Source organism: Sphingobacterium sp. LRF_L2 (assembly GCF_965644235.1).
Classification (GTDB): Bacteria; Bacteroidota; Bacteroidia; order Sphingobacteriales; family Sphingobacteriaceae; genus Sphingobacterium.
In genome coordinates, this window is record NZ_CBFFRI010000008.1 from 91657 (window position 1) to 112674 (window position 21018).

The 21018-nt window shown below is 37.5% G+C and carries 19 protein-coding genes; 6 read left to right on the forward strand and 13 right to left on the reverse strand.

The window, feature by feature from the left end; genetic code table 11:
* Positions 1–11 precede the first annotated feature (11 nt).
* The 12 genes from ACSZOX_RS16540 to ACSZOX_RS16595 all read right to left on the reverse strand — a co-directional run bounded on the left by ACSZOX_RS16540 (position 12) and on the right by ACSZOX_RS16595 (position 13829).
* Complete coding sequence (locus ACSZOX_RS16540; protein WP_437921246.1) at positions 12–1172, reverse strand: PepSY-associated TM helix domain-containing protein; 1161 nt, start codon at positions 1170–1172, stop codon at positions 12–14.
* Between the two features lie 10 nt (positions 1173–1182).
* On the reverse strand, positions 1183–2391 hold the full coding sequence (locus tag ACSZOX_RS16545) for a DUF4374 domain-containing protein (protein ID WP_437921247.1): 1209 nt from the start codon (positions 2389–2391) through the stop codon (positions 1183–1185).
* A gap of 12 nt (positions 2392–2403) precedes the next feature.
* A complete protein-coding gene (locus tag ACSZOX_RS16550) occupies positions 2404–4776 on the reverse strand; it encodes a TonB-dependent receptor plug domain-containing protein (protein WP_437921248.1) in 2373 nt (790 codons plus the stop codon).
* A 97-nt stretch (positions 4777–4873) separates the two neighbouring features.
* Positions 4874–6094, reverse strand: a complete 1221-nt coding sequence (locus tag ACSZOX_RS16555) for a hypothetical protein (protein ID WP_437921249.1) — start codon at positions 6092–6094, stop codon at positions 4874–4876.
* 7 nt (positions 6095–6101) lie between these two features.
* Complete coding sequence (locus ACSZOX_RS16560) at positions 6102–6773, reverse strand: hypothetical protein (protein WP_437921250.1); 672 nt, start codon at positions 6771–6773, stop codon at positions 6102–6104.
* Positions 6774–6822: 49 nt separating this feature from the next.
* Positions 6823–7368, reverse strand: a complete 546-nt coding sequence (locus tag ACSZOX_RS16565) for an RNA polymerase sigma-70 factor (RefSeq protein ID WP_437921251.1) — start codon at positions 7366–7368, stop codon at positions 6823–6825.
* Positions 7369–8480: 1112 nt separating this feature from the next.
* Positions 8481–9290 carry a hypothetical protein gene (locus ACSZOX_RS16570; protein WP_437921252.1) on the reverse strand — a complete coding sequence of 270 codons (810 nt, stop codon included), beginning with the start codon at positions 9288–9290 and terminating at the stop codon, positions 8481–8483.
* A 118-nt stretch (positions 9291–9408) separates the two neighbouring features.
* On the reverse strand, positions 9409–9900 hold the full coding sequence (locus ACSZOX_RS16575; protein WP_437921253.1) for a hypothetical protein: 492 nt from the start codon (positions 9898–9900) through the stop codon (positions 9409–9411).
* Between the two features lie 25 nt (positions 9901–9925).
* On the reverse strand, positions 9926–10339 hold the full coding sequence (locus ACSZOX_RS16580) for a Dabb family protein (protein ID WP_437921255.1): 414 nt from the start codon (positions 10337–10339) through the stop codon (positions 9926–9928).
* Between the two features lie 11 nt (positions 10340–10350).
* Positions 10351–11676 carry a hypothetical protein gene (locus tag ACSZOX_RS16585; protein WP_437921256.1) on the reverse strand — a complete coding sequence of 442 codons (1326 nt, stop codon included), beginning with the start codon at positions 11674–11676 and terminating at the stop codon, positions 10351–10353.
* Between the two features lie 102 nt (positions 11677–11778).
* Positions 11779–13146, reverse strand: coding sequence for a sensor histidine kinase (locus ACSZOX_RS16590; protein ID WP_437921257.1), 1368 nt, complete (start codon positions 13144–13146; stop codon positions 11779–11781).
* Positions 13143–13829 carry a response regulator transcription factor gene (locus ACSZOX_RS16595; RefSeq protein WP_437921258.1) on the reverse strand — a complete coding sequence of 229 codons (687 nt, stop codon included), beginning with the start codon at positions 13827–13829 and terminating at the stop codon, positions 13143–13145. The genes ACSZOX_RS16590 and ACSZOX_RS16595 overlap by 4 nt, the downstream gene beginning before the upstream one ends.
* A 407-nt stretch (positions 13830–14236) precedes the next feature.
* Between ACSZOX_RS16595 and ACSZOX_RS16600 the strand changes: the two genes are divergently transcribed.
* From ACSZOX_RS16600 to ACSZOX_RS16615, 4 genes are all read left to right on the forward strand, one after another.
* A complete protein-coding gene (locus ACSZOX_RS16600) occupies positions 14237–15382 on the forward strand; it encodes an MFS transporter (RefSeq protein ID WP_437921259.1) in 1146 nt (381 codons plus the stop codon).
* Positions 15383–15463: 81 nt separating this feature from the next.
* On the forward strand, positions 15464–15715 hold the full coding sequence (locus ACSZOX_RS16605) for a redox-active disulfide protein 2 (RefSeq protein WP_437921260.1): 252 nt from the start codon (positions 15464–15466) through the stop codon (positions 15713–15715).
* 22 nt (positions 15716–15737) lie between these two features.
* Positions 15738–16592 carry an AraC family transcriptional regulator gene (locus ACSZOX_RS16610; protein ID WP_437921261.1) on the forward strand — a complete coding sequence of 285 codons (855 nt, stop codon included), beginning with the start codon at positions 15738–15740 and terminating at the stop codon, positions 16590–16592.
* Between the two features lie 79 nt (positions 16593–16671).
* Positions 16672–17388: an FAD-binding oxidoreductase gene (locus tag ACSZOX_RS16615; RefSeq protein ID WP_437921262.1), complete on the forward strand. Its 717-nt coding sequence runs from the start codon at positions 16672–16674 to the stop codon at positions 17386–17388.
* Positions 17389–17392: 4 nt separating this feature from the next.
* On the opposite strand, the gene ACSZOX_RS16620 is transcribed toward ACSZOX_RS16615, so the two are convergent.
* Positions 17393–17689 carry a hypothetical protein gene (locus tag ACSZOX_RS16620; protein WP_437921263.1) on the reverse strand — a complete coding sequence of 99 codons (297 nt, stop codon included), beginning with the start codon at positions 17687–17689 and terminating at the stop codon, positions 17393–17395.
* Positions 17690–17929: 240 nt separating this feature from the next.
* On the opposite strand from ACSZOX_RS16620, the gene ACSZOX_RS16625 reads away from it, so the two are divergent.
* Together ACSZOX_RS16625 and ACSZOX_RS16630 are read left to right on the forward strand one after the other, a co-directional pair.
* Positions 17930–19999: a M48 family metalloprotease gene (locus ACSZOX_RS16625; RefSeq protein WP_437921264.1), complete on the forward strand. Its 2070-nt coding sequence runs from the start codon at positions 17930–17932 to the stop codon at positions 19997–19999.
* Positions 20000–20483: 484 nt separating this feature from the next.
* The gene (locus tag ACSZOX_RS16630) at positions 20484–20948 is read left to right on the forward strand and encodes an RDD family protein (RefSeq protein ID WP_437921265.1); all 465 of its coding nucleotides are present in this window, start codon (positions 20484–20486) and stop codon (positions 20946–20948) included.
* Positions 20949–21018 lie beyond the last annotated feature (70 nt).

The window sequence follows — 21018 nt, forward strand, 5'->3', positions numbered from 1 at the left end:
TATGTTTCTTTTTATCCTTTTTTGGATTTCTTACGTTTCCCCCACCAGACATAAAAACCTGTAATCGGCAACGATGCACAAATTAAGCTCGCAAAGAAATATAGCCATTTTGTCGTTAGTCCGCCAATAAATCCTGTATGTAATCCAAAATTGGAGCGCATCATCCATTCTGCAGGGTCTTCATCAGCAATGCGCTTGTTGGAGGAAGAAACTAGGGAAAGATTATCGCGATCAAAGAATAAGCTTCGCCATGTTCCATTGGTCATATCCGTACAAGCATAAATAGTTTTATCTTTTTCTTGAGGATAATGAATACTTATTTGCAAAGGGTCATTTTCCCCGATTTCACGCGTCACGACATGCCAGATGGCATCAATCTTACCATCCATATCTGACGGCATATCCTTACTCCATGTTTGCGCAGCACGCAGTTCTTTGTCCATTTTATGTTTTCCTCCCAGTAAAGTGAACACACCATCTCGGACAATAAGAAATCCCATAATAAGGCCTGTAAAAGCCATCAATAATCCCAAAAGAAGTGCATAGAAACCCAAAACGTTATGCAAGTCGTAATTAATGCGTTTCCATTTTCCTTTCCAATTAACCGTAAAGGCTTGTTTCACCTGTCTTTTATTCCACTTCTTCGGCCACCAAAGCACTAAACCTGTCAGCAATAATAAAGCGAAAATCAACGTGCTCCAGGTAACGATCTGCCTTCCTAATTCACCCTCGATCCATAAATTCCGGTGCCCCTCATCCACAAAATGAAAAAAATCCTCATGGTCTACCAAGGCCAGTATCTCGCCAGTGTAGGGATTTGCATAAATCAAAGAATCGGAGTTATCAGGACTTATCTTAACGGGAGCCTCATCACCATAATACCAAAATTTCCGAATTTGCATCGCTGGCAACTGATGCTCCACGCGTTTTCGGATAACAGAAGGGGGAAGAAGGCGCTCTTCCCCTAAATTCTCAACGCTCCACCATGGCCTGGAAAGCTCTGATATCTCCTGCTCGAACACTAATAGACAGCCCGTAAGACTAATAAGTACTACAGGTATTCCGGTAACAATACCAATCCATAGATGAAACCAATCGTTTATACGTCTCCATAATGCTTTTCGATTTCTTCTCGTTTTTGTATCTGTGTGCTTTTTCTTCTTCTCAATCATTAACTACTATTTATCTAATTTTATCAATACGCGAAAAGGAATTATATCCTCCTTGGATTTTTAACCCTTGACTTACCTTGTCTGTAATAGAATCATACACCCAAACATAATCAGTCCCTGTACCTGATAATGCAACAATATAGGCTTTTCCATTTTCCACATATACTGTGCGCTCTCCCGATCCACTGATCGGAACTTCTGTCAATTTACGCACTTCTTTTCCTGCAGCTAAATCAATCACCGTGTAACTGTATTTAGTATTGGCATACCCTTCAATTTCCTGCACTTTTAAAATGGCCTTTCCATTACCGAGATTCATGAACAACCCTGCAGCAGCTTCCTTACCAGTCTCTGTCAATACATTAATATAATAGTCCTCGTCCAAGGTATCTTCACCTTTTTTTATACGATAAATCCCTTTTGGAGCGCGAGTTCCATCTGTATTCCATACGAGATTCCAACTGGTTAAAAAGTACATATCACCATTCGCATCTACAAACGATGTCGCATAATATCCCGAAGTACTGCCTACGCCCACAGAACGTTCATCAGTCGAAACTGCTGTAACCGCAAACCCAGGATAACTAACCGCCAAAGTATAAAGACGAGGGTAAATCTGATAGATACTGGTATTTTGCATATTAACGGAGAAAAACAATTTGCCATCTTTGTACTGAAGATCCCCCCCCACGAGATACTTGTTATAGTTATCCGGCCGCTCAGGAAGATTACTTATCGTTCCTGTCGTTACGGAAAGATCCGCTGTATTCACCACAACCGTATTAATGCCATTACCCGAAGCATTATTCCCTATCATAACCAAAGTGTAATCGTCTATCCAGGTATGTCCAGCCAAAGACGCTAAATGCGAAAAAGGAATTTCTTTAATTGCTTTAACAGCTCCATTTTCCATTTTATACTTTCCTAAACGCCCTTCTGAAGAATTGTAATAATAATAGAACTCTCCTTTGGAAATAACAGCATTATTCAATTTCTGGGTGACATCGATTCCGTTCTTCTGCAGTTTTGTTTCACCCTGCGACAGATCATCGACCTTCAGTACATAATAGTTCGAATTTGGCCAACTCCCTACTTGGATCCATAAACCAAATGGAGCATCTTCCGACACCGGCCAAGCATCTTTTCCATCTTTTCTACAAGCGGTAAGACTTAAGCCTATCGCTATCATAAGGCTTAAAAATTTCGCATATTTTTTCATTTTAACGGCAAGTTATTTTTTAAATATTGAGTAACGTAGTTTAACATAAAACGCCCGACCTGCTTTTTGCAAGCGGAAATTGTCAAAGAGTAGTTCATCCGTCAAATTCCGACATTCGAACGAAACATTGTATTTTCCATCCTGCATAGCGTATGATACTATTGCACTGTGGCTAAGCTGCGATGGTATTTTTTCTATAGAGTTCGGCGTCGCATATTTTTCCCAAGAAAGGTAATACCATTCTGTAAACTGTGTCATCCAACTAAACTGTAGCCGATTTCCTGCCTTTAAAAAATTGTTTTTACTCAAGCCTAAATCAAAATTACCAAAAAGCCAAGGCCGATTCGGAACTTCACCTCCGTAAGTATTTGATTCCCCTAAAGAAGGATCATTATCCACAAACTTCGAATCGTCTAGTGCCTGTTGATAAGTCATATTTACCATGACTGAAAGCCAATCCGAATAGCCATAACGCATTTCGCCCTCTAATCCACGAATAAATACATTGGCTAAATTTTCGTACTTTATTTGCTCTTGAAATTGCTGAGGAGCAATAAAGTCTTCCACATACCTATACGTTCCCAATCCTTCCACAAACCAATCATGTTTCCCCGATCGTATACCATAATAAAGACCTAAATTTACATTTCGACTAGACTCCGGTTTAAGTTCCAGATTGTTAGCAATCTGTATTCCATCGCCAAACATTTCGTTGACATCCTGCAAGCGGTAGGTATTTTCGTAAGAGCCTTTGATACCAAAATCATGCGTAACTTTATAAACAGAAGCTATCCCATAACCAAAATAAGGCTTGGAACCACGCACAATTTCTAAGCCCGCGATATCATAATTATACTGTGTTTTGGTTGTTTGCAAACCGTAGTATTTGGCCATAAAAGTATTGGTCCAACGACCGAAAGACTCTTGCTGGTAACTAATACCCACAATATGTTTTCCAATCTTACCGGGCATATCATCAAAATCTGTATCATATGCATTATACGATTGATTTTCAATCTGATCAAACGTATAATTAGCCCCAATTTTATGTTTATCATTGATTTTAAAGCTGGCATTTGCACGCGCAAAGTAGCGTGGTCGATTGATTGTCATCAATCCAAAACGGCCTGTTTCCGCCGACGCTGAAGCGTTGTAAGTGCCAAACCAATTATATTTACGAAACAAAGTATCCGTCACTACGGTATGGTCTTTCGAATAATTTGCAAATAAACTTACATCCAGTCTGTTGTCCAGTAATCCCGTTTTATTGTACCGCAAGCTAACTGTCTTCGCACTCCCATCCCGAGTGACATCGCCGTAAACAATACTCTGTTTTACGCCCGTCTGTATCTGTTTATCAAATTCCGTATAGGCAAAACCAATAAACAGCGCATCGGCCCAAGACTTGTTTGTAAGACCAACTTCCAATCTTCCCATTCCCGAACGATAGCGATCATGAAAACGACGCAAATCACGCGAAACATACACCATATTTTCAACTGCCTCCACATCATGCATCATGTAATTATTCTTCGAGTAATTGAAAAAGCCACTCGCTTTGACAACAAGTCCAGTTGGTTGATGTACATACTGTGCATTTAATGAGGATTGATTCGTTTGGAACGACCCATAACTATGACTAACGTCGAGGTAATTCGATAGCGAATTTTTAGAAACAATGTTCACCGCACCTCCCAATGCATCAGATCCCAATTCTATTGGTGCAACGCCTTTATACACTTCAATACGATCAGCTAGGTTCACAGGAATATTATTTAAAGCCATCGTACTCCCCATCACATCCATGGGAACACCATCTAGAAAAAACTTCACAGCACTCCCCGAAAGACCGTTCACAGAAAACTCAAAGTCCGATCCCATCCCTCCTTGCTCACGTACCTTGACTCCCGTGGAGCGATTTAGAATTTGGTTGAGATCAGCAGTAGAATTGGCTAATTTTCGCGTGTCAATGGCATTTACAGCAAAACCTTGTTCTTTTAATTGGCGGACCTCCGAACGCCCATCAACGGATACAGTTTCCATTTCTCGCGCGTCTGCTTTTAATGTAATATCCTGTATTACGGATTTGCCTGTACTTTGCGCAACAAGGGTTCTATGTTGTGTAACAAATCCTATATTACTTAATTCGACCTTATAACTAGTCGCTTTCGCTACGGAAAAACGAAAATTACCGGTTTTATCCGTAATAGTATGTTGTGCTGTTGCCGCAATTTTTACTGTTACACCATCTAGCGGCATGCCTGACTCATCGAGAACCCTTCCCATAACAACAAAGGATTGTTGCGCTTGAACAGAGCCTAATGCAAATAGTAAAATAAGGGTAAGACTAATTCGATAGCAATTGTTAATTAAAAATATAACCATGGTTTTTTAGTTGATACAAAACCATAGTAGCACAAGTAAGCTATTTCCGCAATGCAACTTTATTTTTTTTTGAATTTATTCCAAATAAATAAAATCGCTAACGTTGAAGAAGGTCTAGGCGGAAGATATAATCGACATCACCCGACACATGTAATCCTTTTTTTAATGATTTTTCTGCAGTATTGTAGATCCATACATCATTGTTTCCCTTCCCGTCATTAATCGTAATATAAGCTTTTTTTCCCTCTACCAACACACATGAGCGAGATGTGCCCCTATCAAGTGGCAGATCAAGCTTTGTGATTGCTGTAGAATCTTCTAAATCAACAACGTAATATTCAATATGAGGTACAAGATAGTGTTCTTTATAATTGTTAAAAAGATCTTTACGCTCACTTCGTACGATCGCTTTATTGTTTCCGAGATACCAGAACCCATAAGCATGATTCCGAATAACGGATGAAGAAATATTAAAGAAGTAATTCGTATCGATATGATCTTCATCAGCCTTAATCCTGTAAATAGCAGTCGGCTGATAAGGATTTGCTCCGCGCGCTATTCCGGGGGTACTCATAAAATAAAAATTGCCTTTTTCATCTTCAAAAGTATTCTCCTGCGCGGTATTCACATTCCCAGGATAGGTTGATCTCCCATCTTTATCTACATGGATCAACTTCATTTCCGGATAAGAAAGTTGCGCTACATATACGGTATCTGACGAACCGAATCCCATCTTTTTATTGGTAAAGTGATAGGTATATCCCAACCACAACTTATTAGCCCGTTTATATACAAAGCCAATAGACATATTATCAAAAGGACTTTCAGGCGTATCTAAAGGCAACTCATGTATATCCGCAGTCATATCTTCGACATTCACCAGCGCATATTTTTTTCTCTTGTGTCCCACACTATGGTTCACAATAAAAAGAGAATTTTCATCCAAAAAAACCGCATTATCCGAATAACTAAAACCTTTCAAATAAATGGAATCTAAGCGGACAAAAGATTGCCGTTCTAACCTGCCTTTTACTAAATATTCAGTCTTCGTATCTACATAGTAATAGTGATTGTCATGTACAAGCATATAATACCAAATACGTGCTGGTCTTTCCAAAACTGTCCCGACACTTTCAGGACTTACACCCCCCGATTCTAGCTGACTGGTCTGCCATAGCAGTTGCTTATTTTCTTTGGTCATAAAGAAAAAACTGTATTTCGGTTTTTCTTTAGGAGGTACCGATTCACAAGACGTAGCGAAACCTAAAATCGAGACAAGTATAATACTGAAATATAAGTTGGGTAGTTTGTTGCTCATAACATTCCTAAATACCAAATTGAGCTCTTATTGAGTTAAGGATCAAGGGTGGCAACTCATTTAGATGATCTTCACGCATAACAAAAAAATCTGCGTCGTTTTTATTACTTAAATCCAAGGCAAAATAAGTCTCTCCCGCGTCAACAAGCAACGTTCTCGTATTTTTTGAACCATCTTCACAACCTGTTGCTAAAAAAAGTTTCATTCGCTTGTTCGCTTTCAATTTAACAATACCGCAAAAGTCTAGGAGCTCTTGTTTATCATCGAATGTTGCACGACTTCCCTCTCCCAGTACCAAGCTAATATCTTGCTGTGTCTCTACAGGTGTTAAAGTCTGATCGAATTGTCCTTCAAACTGTATCCGGGGAGTATATTGTCGATAGCCTAGCCATGCACCTGCAATGACCAATAAGCAAGCAACCGCGACTTTACTTATAAATATTATACGTTGAGCTCGCTCCTTTTTAGGAATTCGAGGTATCACTTCCTGAAGAATCGTTTCTTCTTTGATAGCGGTCCATATTTCTGTTTTCAGATTTTCCTTCTGATCAGCATCCAAAGGGAGTATAGTGTCGGTGTTGCCCTCATCTGAAAACAGCCATTCCTCCACCAACGCCTTTTCTTGCGCCGTACATTCACCAAGATGGTACTTCAAAATCAACTCTTTCGAAACATTCATTAATATAGAATTACGTGCAGGTGCAAAAATATAAAATATATGAGGAACTTTATGAGGTTGTAGATGCGTATCTACCTAACTTATGCTTAAGTTGCTTCAACGCATTTGCCAAATGGTATTCCACAGTACGTTCCGAAACAAAAAGTTGGTTTGCAATTTCTTTATTTGTCATGCCCTTTTCATGGCTCATGCGAAAGATACGCTGACAATGTGTAGGAAGTTTTCCGACAATGTGCTCGACAGTTTCGCTCAATGCGCGGTGCATAATAGTGTCTTCTGTAATATTGCTCTCCTTGATACTACCTTTTGCAACAACTTTCAAATGTTCTGCTCGTAATTGTTTGTTCCGAATATGTTCAAATACCTTGAGCTTAGCCGCACGAAGCACATACCGTTCCAGACAGCTATTGATTTGCAAGGTTTCCCTCCTCTCCCACAAAGATTTAAAAATATCTTGCACCAATTCTTTTGCTACTTCCACGTCATCGGTATGACTATAGCAGATAGTAAAAACTTTCTCCCAACTCGTATTGTAGACTTCTGTAAAGGTTGACTCGTTAATTGACAATGTCAACGGTACTTCGACTTCGGACATTTTAGCTTTTTCAACGTATGCGACAAAGTTAATTATTTGAATTCAATCTAAATAACATTATATTAAAAAGTTTATGAATCTTTTCTTTGTTATTTGGCTAAAAACCATCGTGATGGGTTAACAGAAAAACAAGACCCTTTTTAAAACATAGTTACACTAAGTATTTTCCACGCCGTCTCAAAATTTACACGCTATTAAGAGTTTATTTTACGCAATCGACAAAAAATTTTAACGGTTGTAATAATTCCGATAAAAAATGGCACATACTTTGAAATTGTTCTAACATAACATGATGGTTAAACTAAAATAGAATATAAACATGGAAACTATAGAAACAAAAGCAGCAAAATTAGGTTTAGACAGAGGCTACTATCTATTGTTAATGGCCATTTTAGATAAAAAACCAAAAAACACAAAGCATACGAAGCTACAAAAATAGACTATTACATATAAACACATATATTCAATCCCACTGAGCAGAAATGAATAAATTTCTGCTCAGTTTATTTATTATATTTGAAAGCCTCCTCCAAATCCCAGAAGCTTTCTATTCACACTTAAGCAAATTCTACATAAACAAAAAACTATTAGGGCAACTTACTTCATGAGAATGCCATAAAACAAACTATTTCTTAAAAAATACCAAAAGAAAAACGGATAGCAGCAAAGATCGAAATTTTAGCGGCTCAGCTACCCCGCTTGGGATGCGGGGTGCTTGAGCAACGCATGATTACTAAACAACAAAAATGAAACAAAAACTAATCTGCGCATAGACGCACAGACAGTATCTTTATATATTTTAGGACCACATGACTGTAATCCTTTTACTTATATTTCTCCTTAGTTTGGCAACATAGATTGAATTCAGGAAGAACTCCTTTGGTGAAGTTGAGGAAAATAAACGATAATTCCAAAAAAATAGTAAATTTTAGTTAAATTAAAGTGTTTTTACTCTTATATTGTTACAAGACTGCTTCATTCTAGAAAGAAACCTTGAAATATGTTTAAACAGCAATATAAACCAACTAAAAATTTTCATATCGTATCTTTTCTTTATACCCATCCATACGATAGATTCCTCCTAACCTTACCAAAAAAAATCTTTTTCCATTTTATTTAGTAGAAAACGGATTCTTGATAATAATGTCAAAAGCCAGGTAGTGCACGGACTTTGAATACTTATCGGTATACATGAGATTATTCATATACCCTACATCGAAGATTAAAGGCAGAGAACCCGGTGCATAAGAATAATACAGCATGAGTCTGCTTTCTTTATAAAGAAAATTCGACCAGGTATTGCTACTGCCCATCTTTTCAGTAGCGAACAATTGTTCTGAACTACCTGTTATTTTATGTTTGTTCTGTGGATCTAAATATTTAAAAAACTGAATCCGAAAACGTGATCTAAGCTGCCAAGGAGTTTCCGTATTTTGAAAATTGGCTAAATAAAACCTTCTCAACTCTTGTCTAAAAGTTGAAACGATACGTATATCGCCTATTTTAAATGTATAGGAAATTCGACCATATAACCGAAATTCCTGTTGCAACCGAAGTGAGTCACGCCAATAAGGTTCTTCCTCTTCATATTCATTTTGACGTCTGTAACTTAAGGCAAGGGACGTTTTCCAGTTTTTTCGAAAAGAATAATAAAACTCTTGGTTAAAAACGGTAATTGCGGGCTTGTAGGCTGGATTATAATTATCGGGATTACTTTTTCGCCCGATGCCAAAATAACTCATAGATTGCCAACCCTTTTCTTTATTAAGATCTTGTTGTAAACCTACCGCATACCAAGAAGCAGTCTTTCCATTCCCCAGACCAGGAGGGCTTATTTGGGAAAAAACAAACATAGGTAGCGTGATAAATAAGCTTAATACCGTAATGCAAACGGTATTTTGCAACATTTGGATTGATCTCATGAATTAAATTATTGTTTTCTTTTACAAATCAATGATTTGATTTAGTAAGAATTTAGGAATAGCTAAAGCAAAAAAAATGGCACCTTTATGAGGTGCCATGCTATGCATTAAATAAAACTTAATGTGTACCATTGACGACAAATAAATCGTCTGCTCCTTCAGCGATAGGAATATATAAGCGTTCCCAACTTTTTGTATGAACCATTTCCCAACTATGGCCCTTCCCTTTTAAATCTTCAGCAAGAAGTATCACTCCAGGCTTAACGACAAAGGTAGATCCATCGCTCACTTTAAATTTTATTTTACCTTTGAGTGTTACAACATATTGACGACGAGGCGCTGGATGAGCATTCTTCTCCCATTCTTCCGTTTTATTACTCGTCCAGAACGTAGTTGTGTTAGCATGTTTTAAAGTCGGAATATACCCCTCTTCAAAAGAACAGGTACCGTCGGGGTTATTGATCAAACGTATCGCCGGCATTTTTCCTTCACTTTCTTCAACATGAATCGATGTGATTTTTCCGTGGTTTTCTTGGGCCTGTAAAAGATTATTTTGCAACAGGATTATTCCCAAAACCATACACAGTGTAGTTACTAATCTAATTTTCATTTTCTCTAATTTTATGATATGTTATTTATTTGTTTTCGTATACCGAGTCGTGTACAAGCATACGGTTGAAAAAAGGCTTATATTTTTCTACTAACGCTATATGTTGAGGTAACTTACCGTAGGCTTCTAGATCGTGCAACGATGCAAATTCCATCGATGCGTTGTACGTAAAACTGTTATCTAAAACGGCGCGTGGAGACGAATCTGCGGCTTTACCATAGCGGAGATTTTTCACATAGGGTAATTTCTTTAGTCCTTCAAAAAAGAGACTAAATTCTTCGATTTGATTTTTGTCTAAATCAGGCTTAAGCCAGAATAACAGATAGTGAAAATAAACTTTTTTAGGAGATGCCTCCTTAGAGGCGGCGTAAAGTTGACTAGAAGCTGCAACAACCGCTGTAGACAATCCTAGCCTTTTAATGAAATCTTTCCTTTTCATAGTATTGTATTTTAGTTGAAATCTATTCTATATTTTAGGATAAAAGCCCATTTGTGATCGGTAGCAACCGCTTCATTGGCAGCGTTCAGATTGTAAATCGGTCTATTTTGAGCGTCCAATGTCAATCGACTGCTATTGCCGTGAAATAACACGGAAATGCCCGCATCATAAATCACACTTCGATCCTTGAGCGCTTGGTAATCTCCCAATTGGGCGGATACCGCTGGCTGCAACTGTAGGTTGTGGTTAGTTTGTGAAAAATAGGGGAGCGTTCCGCCCAATTGCACATAGTACGTATTTCCTGTGCCAACTGTAGGCAAGGAATTTCCTGCACCATTTAAACCCGCCTCCGAGGAAACAGAGCCTGTCGCTGGATTATTTGTCCCAGAATAACGTAAGTAATTCGGTCCGTAATCGTTATGCATAGCCATACCGTAAACACTAAGAGAAGTACCTTGCAATTTGTTCAATGGTGTGTCGTAGAATACATCTAAGGCAACACTGCGCATATCATCGTTTTTCACCTTATCTTCTGTATCAAGATGCCACAGTGCATTATGCATATACTCAAATCCAGCCCCCACGCTCAGCACTTTTTTCTTTCCCAGATAGGTTCCCGGATTAAAAGGTGTTTCATTACTTTCTTTGTCAAAAAATGCATAACGAAAATAACCCGAAACATCTTTTTGGCCCTGATCCTTACTAAAAGTAGCTTTGTTTAGCTGTGGATCACTGGAAGAGGATGTATAGGGATCCGCAAGCACTAGTCTGTAATCAAATTTCCCAAGTTGCCCCTTAATATAGGCACTCATTTCTCGGACCGTATTATCGGTAATACCGGTATTAGAGGTTGCATATAAAGGAAGATCATACAACAATGTTGCCTGAGGCCCCGTAGTAAATCTGGACAAACCTCGCCAAGTAGATCTTCCCGCACCAAAGGCTAAATTCGGGCTAAACGAATATTCAGCATAAGCATCCAAGAGATCCATGTAAGTATTCGTCTTACTATTTACATTTACATTCGTAGGCCCCATTTGCAGTACAAAGTAGAGATGCTCCGTTGGTTTATACGTCATCTTTGCTCTGATCCTACGCAAAGACAGATCTGATACATGCGATACCTCTTCACTATTAACCAAACTACCGGGATTCAGCTCGGTATAACGGGCCCATATTTCAGCATATCCACTAAAACTTATATAGCGAGAATGCTCTTTATTGAAAAAGTGAGTCAGTTTTGGATTTCCAAAATCATTGGTTTGCGCCTGGATGTTATCCACATTACTGATCGCTATTCCAAGCAACATTAAAGTGGCGACTTGTTTTTTGTTCATGAGTTTGTCCTTCTTTATTTTTGTTGATGGGACAAAACTAGCTAGAATGGGAAGGTGAAATTATTAGAAAAGTATTAGAGTTTTGAGAAGAAAAAAAATAGGCTAACAAAAGAAGCGTTCAAAATTCATCTTAAAGATCGTGCCTTTGCCAACAACGGAATCGACAGCGATATGACCATTATGCATTTCAACTATACGCTGAACAATAGACAAGCCAATTCCGTGGCCGGCGACTTGCGGAGCATGACCAACGCGATAGAACAAATCGAAAATACGAGGCAAGTCGCCTTCGGATATTCCTATACCTCGATCGGAAACACAAACTACAGCGTGATCCCCAACTACGGCTATCTCTACTTGAGCATGTTTATCCAAACTATATTTACATGCATTCTCAATCAAATTAGCAAAAGCGACTTTAAGTAAATAAGCATTACCTCTCATATATATTTCTTCCGGATCATCATCCGAAGAGTTAGAAAAGGAAACACTTATTTTATAGTCACTCTGCTTCTCCAATACCATCAATTTAGCATCTAAAACAACCTCATCGATGCGTAATTCAGCAAAACTAACCTGAGAAGTGTCGTAATTCGCTCTTGCGAAATCCAATAGTGCGCCAGAAAGCGCCGTCGCGTCACGCGCATCAGTTAGCGCATCATTAATGGATTTTCTATAATCGTCTACACTCGAATTCAATTGCTTCGCAAGTTCTAATTCGGCAATAATAGAGGCCAAAGGCGTCCTAAATTCATGAGATATAATAGAAACAAAATGGCGCTGATTATTAAAGGATTTTTCCAAGCGATCAAATGTACCATTAAACGTCTGTATCAATTCAGAAAGTTCGTCCTTAGCCTTCCGGAAATACACACGCTTACCCAAATTGTGTTCAGAAATATCTCGTATTTCTGCTATAATATGTTTCAAAGGTTTGAGCGTATACTGAGAAAACAGGAAAGATGCGAAAAAGATAAGCACAATAGCCACAAAATACAAACTGACTAAAATACGCTTCAGACGATCCATATGAGCATGCCCTGTGACATCAAAGGCATGACCAATAAGATAATACTGTTCTCCTGCATAGGGATAGTGCAATCCCATAAACAATTCTCCTCCGTACTCCCAAGTTAAAAAGTTATGAGCTTTTATCGCATTCAATTTATCTTTAGGATAAGATTGTTCCCCTAAATCAGCAAATAAAGGGTGAAGCTTTTCGTCATAAACGGTAATTTGTGCTTCATTAATTCGTTTTTTGTTTTGTTCATGAATCACTCGAATACGTTCTTCGTGAATTTGAGCATCAAAAATAAATTCTGCCCTCCAAGTAATCTTGTAGCGTAACCTATCCACAAATTCCTCTTGCCTATTCATTTCTGAAAAGAAAAATATACCAAAGGCAAAAAGCAGCAAAGTTATCCCAGCAAAAAATGTGAACACGAGGGCTGTCCTGGTAGCGATTTTCATTCTTTATTCGATAAGATAAAACCGTGGCCCGATTTCGTATGAATCAATTTTGGAGAGAAGTCCTTATCAATTTTCTTACGCAAGTAATTAATATACACATCAATATAATTAGTTCCGGTATCAAAATTTTTACTCCATACATTGCGTGCGATCTCTTCCCGCTGTAGTAAAGTCTCCTTATGTCGGATAAAAAATGAAAGCAGATCATATTCTTTAGGAGTGAGCCTCAAAACCACGCCTTCACTCGTCACTTCTTTACGGCGCACATCAATCCTTATCCTATCATACGTAAGAAAATCTGCAGCCTCCATTGACTCAAATTCTCTTGGCCGCTTTAAAAGTAATCCAACACGTACATACAGTTCGCGTAAATCAAAGGGTTTCACCATATAATCATCCGCGCCTGCATCAAATCCAGACAACTTCTCATCAATTTGCCCCAAAGCAGTCAACATAAGTATGGGTAAACCAACGAACAAGGATTTAACTCGCTTACTCAATTCTATACCGCTCATTCGCGGAAGCATAATATCTACGATAAGTAAATCGTAATCAACCTTCACCACTTCTTTGAGAGCAGATTCTGCATCAGCACAGATCGTTATTCGATACCCCTGACTTTCAAGCCCCTTCTTTAAGATAGAAGATACACGTTCGTTGTCTTCTGTTACTAAGATTTTCATTTCTGTCTAATCAAGAATCAATCTCGGATTCATCACGCGGCAAAACTAGATATTTGAAAATCGTTTTCTTTATAGAGAAGGCACTTCGCTTGATTTTTTACACAAGAGCAACATTTCAAGCACATAAAAACTCTTAAAATCAACACTTTACTTTCGCTCAACTCCTATCATCTACCAGCAAGTCGTTCCGTCGAATGGAAATGACACGACACTTCAACCTATTATAACCAATATATATTGTAATTATATTGTAATCATAGTAACAAAACACCTCTTCTTAGTTACACCACCATAACACTTTAAACGGTCCTCACTTACAAATTTGTTCGTACCACACATTCAGTCGCACTTCATCCAAAGTAAGTCCTTTGCCTCTAATTTTGCACCATCACTTTTAACTATTATTCATGAAAAAGTATGCATATATAGGATGCCTTGGTTTCATAGGTGTCATTACAACTGAATTCGGTGTTATCGGAATACTACCACAGATTGCCGAGCATTATAATATTACGATCGATAAAGCGGGCTATCTGCTCAGTGCTTTTGCACTTATCATAGCATTAACAGGCCCTTTTATGACGCTCCTAACCTCTCGTTACGATCGTAAACACATCATGCTCACTGCTATTGCCATTTTTATCATCACAGGATTAGTTTCTTCTTTCACACCTCCTTTTTGGGTACTGATACTGGTAAGAATACTACCGGCATTTCTGCAACCCGTATATATAGCAACAGCACTCTCCGTTTCTATTTACAACGCAAACAAAAAGGAGGAGAATGAGCTTATGGGTATAGTATTTAGCGGTGTTGCAATTGCCATGGTAACCACTGTTCCCTTTGCAACCTATCTTGCTAGTATCTTTACATGGAAATATTCATTTATTGTACAAACATTGGTCAGTATCATTGCCTTTCTAGCCATCTATTTTGTTCTACCTCCGATGCCTGTTGTTCTTACAAAATCTTATCGTAGCCAACTACAGATCTTAAAAAAACCAACTTTTTTAATTAGCACCGCAATGAATTTCTTTCTGATCACCGCCTGGTTTTCGACGTACAGTTACTTTGCTGATTATTTAAACAAAACATTTTCTATGAGTAATACCATGGTTAGTTACATGATGTTCGTATTCGGTATTGTCGGTGTTTTCTCTATGTGGGTTTCAGGAAAGATGCTCAATAAAAGCGTAACAAAAACAACAGCATTTTTTGCGTTTGGAACAATTCTGGTTCCTATACTATTGTACCTATCTTCCGACAACATCGTACTCACAATCATCACAATTGCCATTTGGGGATTTCTATATTCTCCTAGCTTCTTAAATACATCGACCTACATGATCTCCTCAGCTCCTGAAGCATTAGCGTTTGCAAACAGCCTAGCGACATCGTTTGGAAATTTGGGTGTTACTCTGGGGACGACTTTAGGAGGCTGGGTAATTGCTTCTAAAGGAGTCGAATATACACCATCGGTCACTTTGTTATTTGGTTTGCTTGCATTTTCTATGCTTTTGCTAAGAAGATATTTTGAGAAGAAAACCAAATAATCAGATAGAACCTAAGTAATAGATCTTTTTTTAATGCGAGGAGGTAAATAAATAAAGAAAAGATGTATTTTAACCGCTATTATGGAAAAAAATAAAACACTAAACGAAATGAGCATCGAAGAACTGCTCAAAAATAAAAAATCAATCTCCTTGCTTACCGGTCTATTAACTGCGGTTTTGGTCGTGTTGTTAGGTCTCACCATACTCACTTGGATCACAAAAGGCAGTAGTCCGTTGATCGCTATACCCTTTGCGTTATCGCCAATCGTTATCATGAATTATAAAAAAGTAAGCGCAATCAATAGAGAGTTAAAGTCTAGAAACATGTTATGATGATCTAAACATTAGAAGTAAAATGTCTACAAAACAGCTATCTATCCCCCTCAATCCCATACTATCCGAGCTCGATGCCGATATTTTGATAGCGAGGGCCGAGGTGGACAGTCTAGCTTTACATGAAAAGATCCAGCAGGCCCATCGAGACAATTATCACCTATTCTGTGTACAGGAAAAAGGAACGAGTTTCTTCGAAATAGATTTCCAAAAATATAAAATCACAGGACCTGCGATAATCTATATTCAACCAAACCAAGTGCATCGTGCCATATCGTTGGATAACGTTGTACTCAGCACTTTGATTATCAATAATGATAATGTACATCCTGAGTACCTCAAAGCGCTCCAAGAGATCGCTCCTACAAAACCTCTTCTGATACAACAGGAGCTTTTAGACGTATTAGTCCAGACCATAACACTGTGCTTAACATTTTCAGAAAGGAGACAAGATCGATTATCTCATTCCATTCTAAAAGATTGCTGTAACAGCTTTATCGGATTAATCGCTTCACCTTATCTAAATCAAAATGCATCCGGGGATAAACTTTCCCGTTTTGAGACGATCTACAAATCCTTCCAATTCATATTGGAGAAAAATTTCACAACTTTTAAAAATGCAAGTGCTTACGCCCAGCAACTAAATATATCCTCCCCTTATTTGAACGAATGTATCCGGAAAGCTACCGGATATCCAGTCTCCTATCATATACAGCAACGTGTTATGCTAGAAGCAAAACGCTTATTGTACCACACCGACAAATCTGTTAAGACAATTTCCGCCGAATTAGGCTACGATGATTATCCCTATTTCACCCGATTATTTAAAAAAGTTGTAGGAACCACAGCAATCGGCTTTCGGAACAAAAAACCTTGATTAGTCCAATACTTACCTTGTATTTATCTTCTTTTAAAGCGATTTATACCGTTCCTTTGGGCTATAAAATTGACAAACTATGCCGAGTGCTCCAAAATGGGTATTTGATGTTTTCGATAAACTGTTTGCATCACAATTACCAACAAGTACAGTAACAGCTGTTGAATATTTATCAAAGGCTGTAAAAAAGATCCGTATAGAAGGTGCATATGATACACTGGATTTTAAGACGGGGTATTTTATAGACTTTAGAATTAGCGATACACAAATCAGAAGATATACGGTTTCGCAGGCCTCCCCACAAACAGGAATATTAGAAATCATTGCGCACCTTCATGGCGATGCTCCCGGGAGTCAATATATGGATAAACTTAACGTAGGCGATCAACTCAGAATCAACGCCCCGAGGGGGCACGACTATTACGACGAATCGGCTAAACACTATGTATTGTTTGGCGATGAGACCTCGTTAGGACTGGCTAACACCTTCGTGCCACTTTTTACAGGAAATAAACAGAAGTACCAATTGTATTTCGAACTAGATGAAGAGAATATGCATGTACCTTCTCGGTTAGGTTTAGAAAATTGTCAAATTTTCCCGAAAGGCAGCCTATTCAGCAGTAGTGAACTTGTACTCGATCTTCCCCTTCTTCAATCTACAGAATGGCAAGAAGCCACTTTCGTATTGACAGGAAACGTGAAGTCAATACAAATTTTTCGAAAGGCTATAAAGGCCCGAACATCAGGTAAAATACATGCTCAAGGCTATTGGATAGCAGGTAAAAAGGGACTATAAGATCTTATTCACCTAAAAGTTTATCTAGATCAAGCTTTAAAACACGCTCTTTTAATTCCTCCTCCAATGACGAAAACTCCACACGGGGGGTATTCTGCTTGAATACACCCTCTTCCAACAGATATATTTCATCACAAGTATCCCGCAACGTGGAAAAAATATGAGAGGATATAATAATCGTTTTTTCCATAGCTCTTAATTTCTGGACAATTTCCGTCAAGATAATACTACTTTGTAAATCTAAGCCATTATAGGGCTCATCTAAAATAAAATAGCGGTTGTCTTGTAGCAGAATTCCCATGATGGTCAGATAATACCAACAGTAATCCCAATAAAGCAATGGCTGCAAAAAAAGGCAATCCTGTTTCTTCAATACCACGTCTCAATATGCGATATTGAAGAAAAAAGTAATATTGCATTGTTTTCTGTTTACTGCATTAAGGTAAGAAAAAAACAATCAATTTTAGCGAAGCAAAGAAATATTTACAACCGCTATATTATTCGGAAATTATTTCTAACTTTCAACGATTATTAACAACTTATGAAAATACAAACCTCGAAAAATTTCAAAAAGCACGCAAAAAAAAACGTTTTATCCATTGTAATTTTTGCTTTTACCTATCTTTTTTTACTCATCTTAGCAATCGCACTTACCGTTGGATTTACCTTGGCTGGACTTTGGATCTTCTTAGCTAAACCTATGCTGTATACAGGTATACTCTGCATAGGTCTTTTTGCATCAGGTCTATCTGTTTTGTTCTTTTTGGTTAAATTTATATTTGCTTCTACAAAAGTTGATACAGGAAATCTAATCGAAATTTCAGCGGAAAACGAACCCCAACTCTTCAGCCTTATTCATGAGGTAGTGAACAAGGTAGAAACTAATTTTCCTAAAAAAGTGTTTCTTTCGCACGATGTAAATGCTTCCGTATTCTACAATTCCAGCTTTTGGAGCATGTTCCTTCCTATTCGAAAAAATCTCCAAATTGGTATGGGCCTTATAAATGCAGTTACACAACAAGAGCTAAAGGCTATACTTGCACACGAATTCGGACATTTTTCGCAGCGCAGTATGAAAGTGGGCAGTTATGTTTATCACGTTAATCAGATCATCTATAATATGCTGTACAGAAACGAATCTCTTGATCGCATGTTCGAAAAATGGAGTAATGCAACAGGATATGCTACCCTATTTATCTCCATTTCTGTTTTTATTATGCGACAAATTCAAAATATCTTAAAAAAGCTCTACGAATATATTAATTTAAATTACATGGCTTTGTCGCGCGAGATGGAATTTCATGCAGATGAGATTGCGGCACATGTAGCAGGGTCGGAAGCATTGGCTGACTCTCTTCTCAGACTAAGCTTTGCAAATCATGCTTTAGAAACTGTATTAGATTTTTACCAACAAAAGATCAACGTAAATATATGCAGTGAAAATATATATCCAGAACATCTTCTGGTTATGCGTCTAATCTCCGAAACAAATCGCTATACAATACAAAACGGATTTCCACAAATTCAATTGGACACGATAAAGAAATATAATAAATCAAAATTAAATCTCGAAAACCAGTGGGCGTCACATCCATCTAACGAAGATCGTGTCAGTGCACTTATGAAGCTAAACATCATCATTACAGATATCGTGTCCAGCCCCGCGATACTCCTTCTTTCAAACAATGCTGCTATAAGCAAAGTCATTTCAGATCATCTATTTTCTTCTGTCCAATACAAAGAGGTTCCAGTTTCTTTAACTATTGATTCCTTTCAAACGGCTTTTCACCAAAAATTAGATAAATATAGATTCGATCAAGCATTTAACGACTTTTACAACTATACCTCACCTATTCTAGAAGGGAGCCATCCGCAAATCGAAACGCATAGTCTGCCTATCTTTGAAGATCTATTCTCTAATGATAAAATGGAAGAGGTCTACGAACTGAATGCTTTACAGCACGACAAGGCGATAGTTGAAGCAATTAACAAAGGTGAGATAACGGTAAAAACTTTTGATTATGGAGGTATTAAATACACAAACACTGAAACAAATACATTGTTACAACATATAGATCAAAAGTTAAAAGAACTGGAAGATCAGCTAAAACATAATCATCAACAAATCTTTCATTATTTTCTCAATAGAGCAAAGGCACAACATAGAGAAGCAGAGTTCTCACAAAGGTATACCGATTTCGAATACGTTCATAAAAATATGGAGATACATGAAAAGTTTTACGATGAGCTTATTGAGAATACACGGTTTATATTCGAAACAACACCCTTTGCTGAAATTGAGAGTAGAATCAACGACCTTGTGCCTCGTGAAAACAGATTAAAAAAAGAACTAAATCAATTATTGAAAAACCAAATACTCATCGATGAAATGGATGAAGCTACACTAAGCAGTCTTCAAAAATATATAAGTATTGACCTCTCCTATTTCCAAGAAAGTCAATACAATGACGATGATTTAGCATTATTATTTCTCGCAATTTCATCTTACAAGCAGCTGCAGGATGACGCGTATTTCTTCAAGAAAAAAGATTTTCTAACATTGATGCTCAACCTCGAACATGCAGAACAAGGTGAAGCCACGAAATTCTAACATAGGACAGAAATTCTATACAAAAAAACAAACGGCTCTGCGAAAGCAGAAGCCGTTTTTGGTATCTCCCCAGAGAAACCTAATCAACCAAAATTTTCATAAGCTGGTTTTAATTCTTATTATTTCTACAATCTAAATAGTTTTTTTTCGCAATATTTATGGTAACCCGTGGTTTATATAATTATTTATCCAAAGATAAAGAAAGAATATATTAGTTGTTTACGGGAAACCGTAAAATTATCTTTTTTTTATTTTTTTTATATTCCTTATTATATGAATCATTATATCATCATCTTATTTTAATTCACGTGTAGTTAACGACTAGAAGAAACATGGCCCTTTTCGTATAACAGTTAGTTGTTTATCCTACAAGCCTAAATCATATCAAGAGTCAACCTCCTCAAAATCAAATTATGATTTGATGAAAATTTTGTTTTTTATTTTTATTTAATAGATATTAGACAACAGCTATTTGGCTTTTATTATGAAAAAAAGACGATCAATTTCTTTGATATCCATAGTTCATAAAAACAAAAATGAAGAAATATTACTTGAAATAGAATATCCTGAAGTATACCTTCGTGTGAAAGCTATGGTCATCGACAACGTTATTCTATTTCTAAGTGTATTTATCCTTTCTTCAATATTCTCTTTCTATGAAAACATCCCTGATTGGACTAGACTAACAAGTTTGTGTTTCATCATCCTGCTGTATCAGCCTATTTTCACGAGTATATGGGGAGCTACGATAGGCCATCAAATAGTTGGTATTTGTGTCAAAAGTGCGAAGAATTATGATCAAAACATCGGGTTTATGGCAGCTGTTACTCGTTATTTCGTCAAAGCTAGCTTAGGGTGGCTCTCGCTAGTCACGATCTCAAACCAAGGAAAAAGACAAGCGATACACGATCAACTTGTGAACGCTATCGTCTTATACATCAAAAAATAAAAATCACTATATTTCGAGCAGATTATTTAGAGACAACAATTTTAACGAAAGACTATCCCTTGCAGAGTAA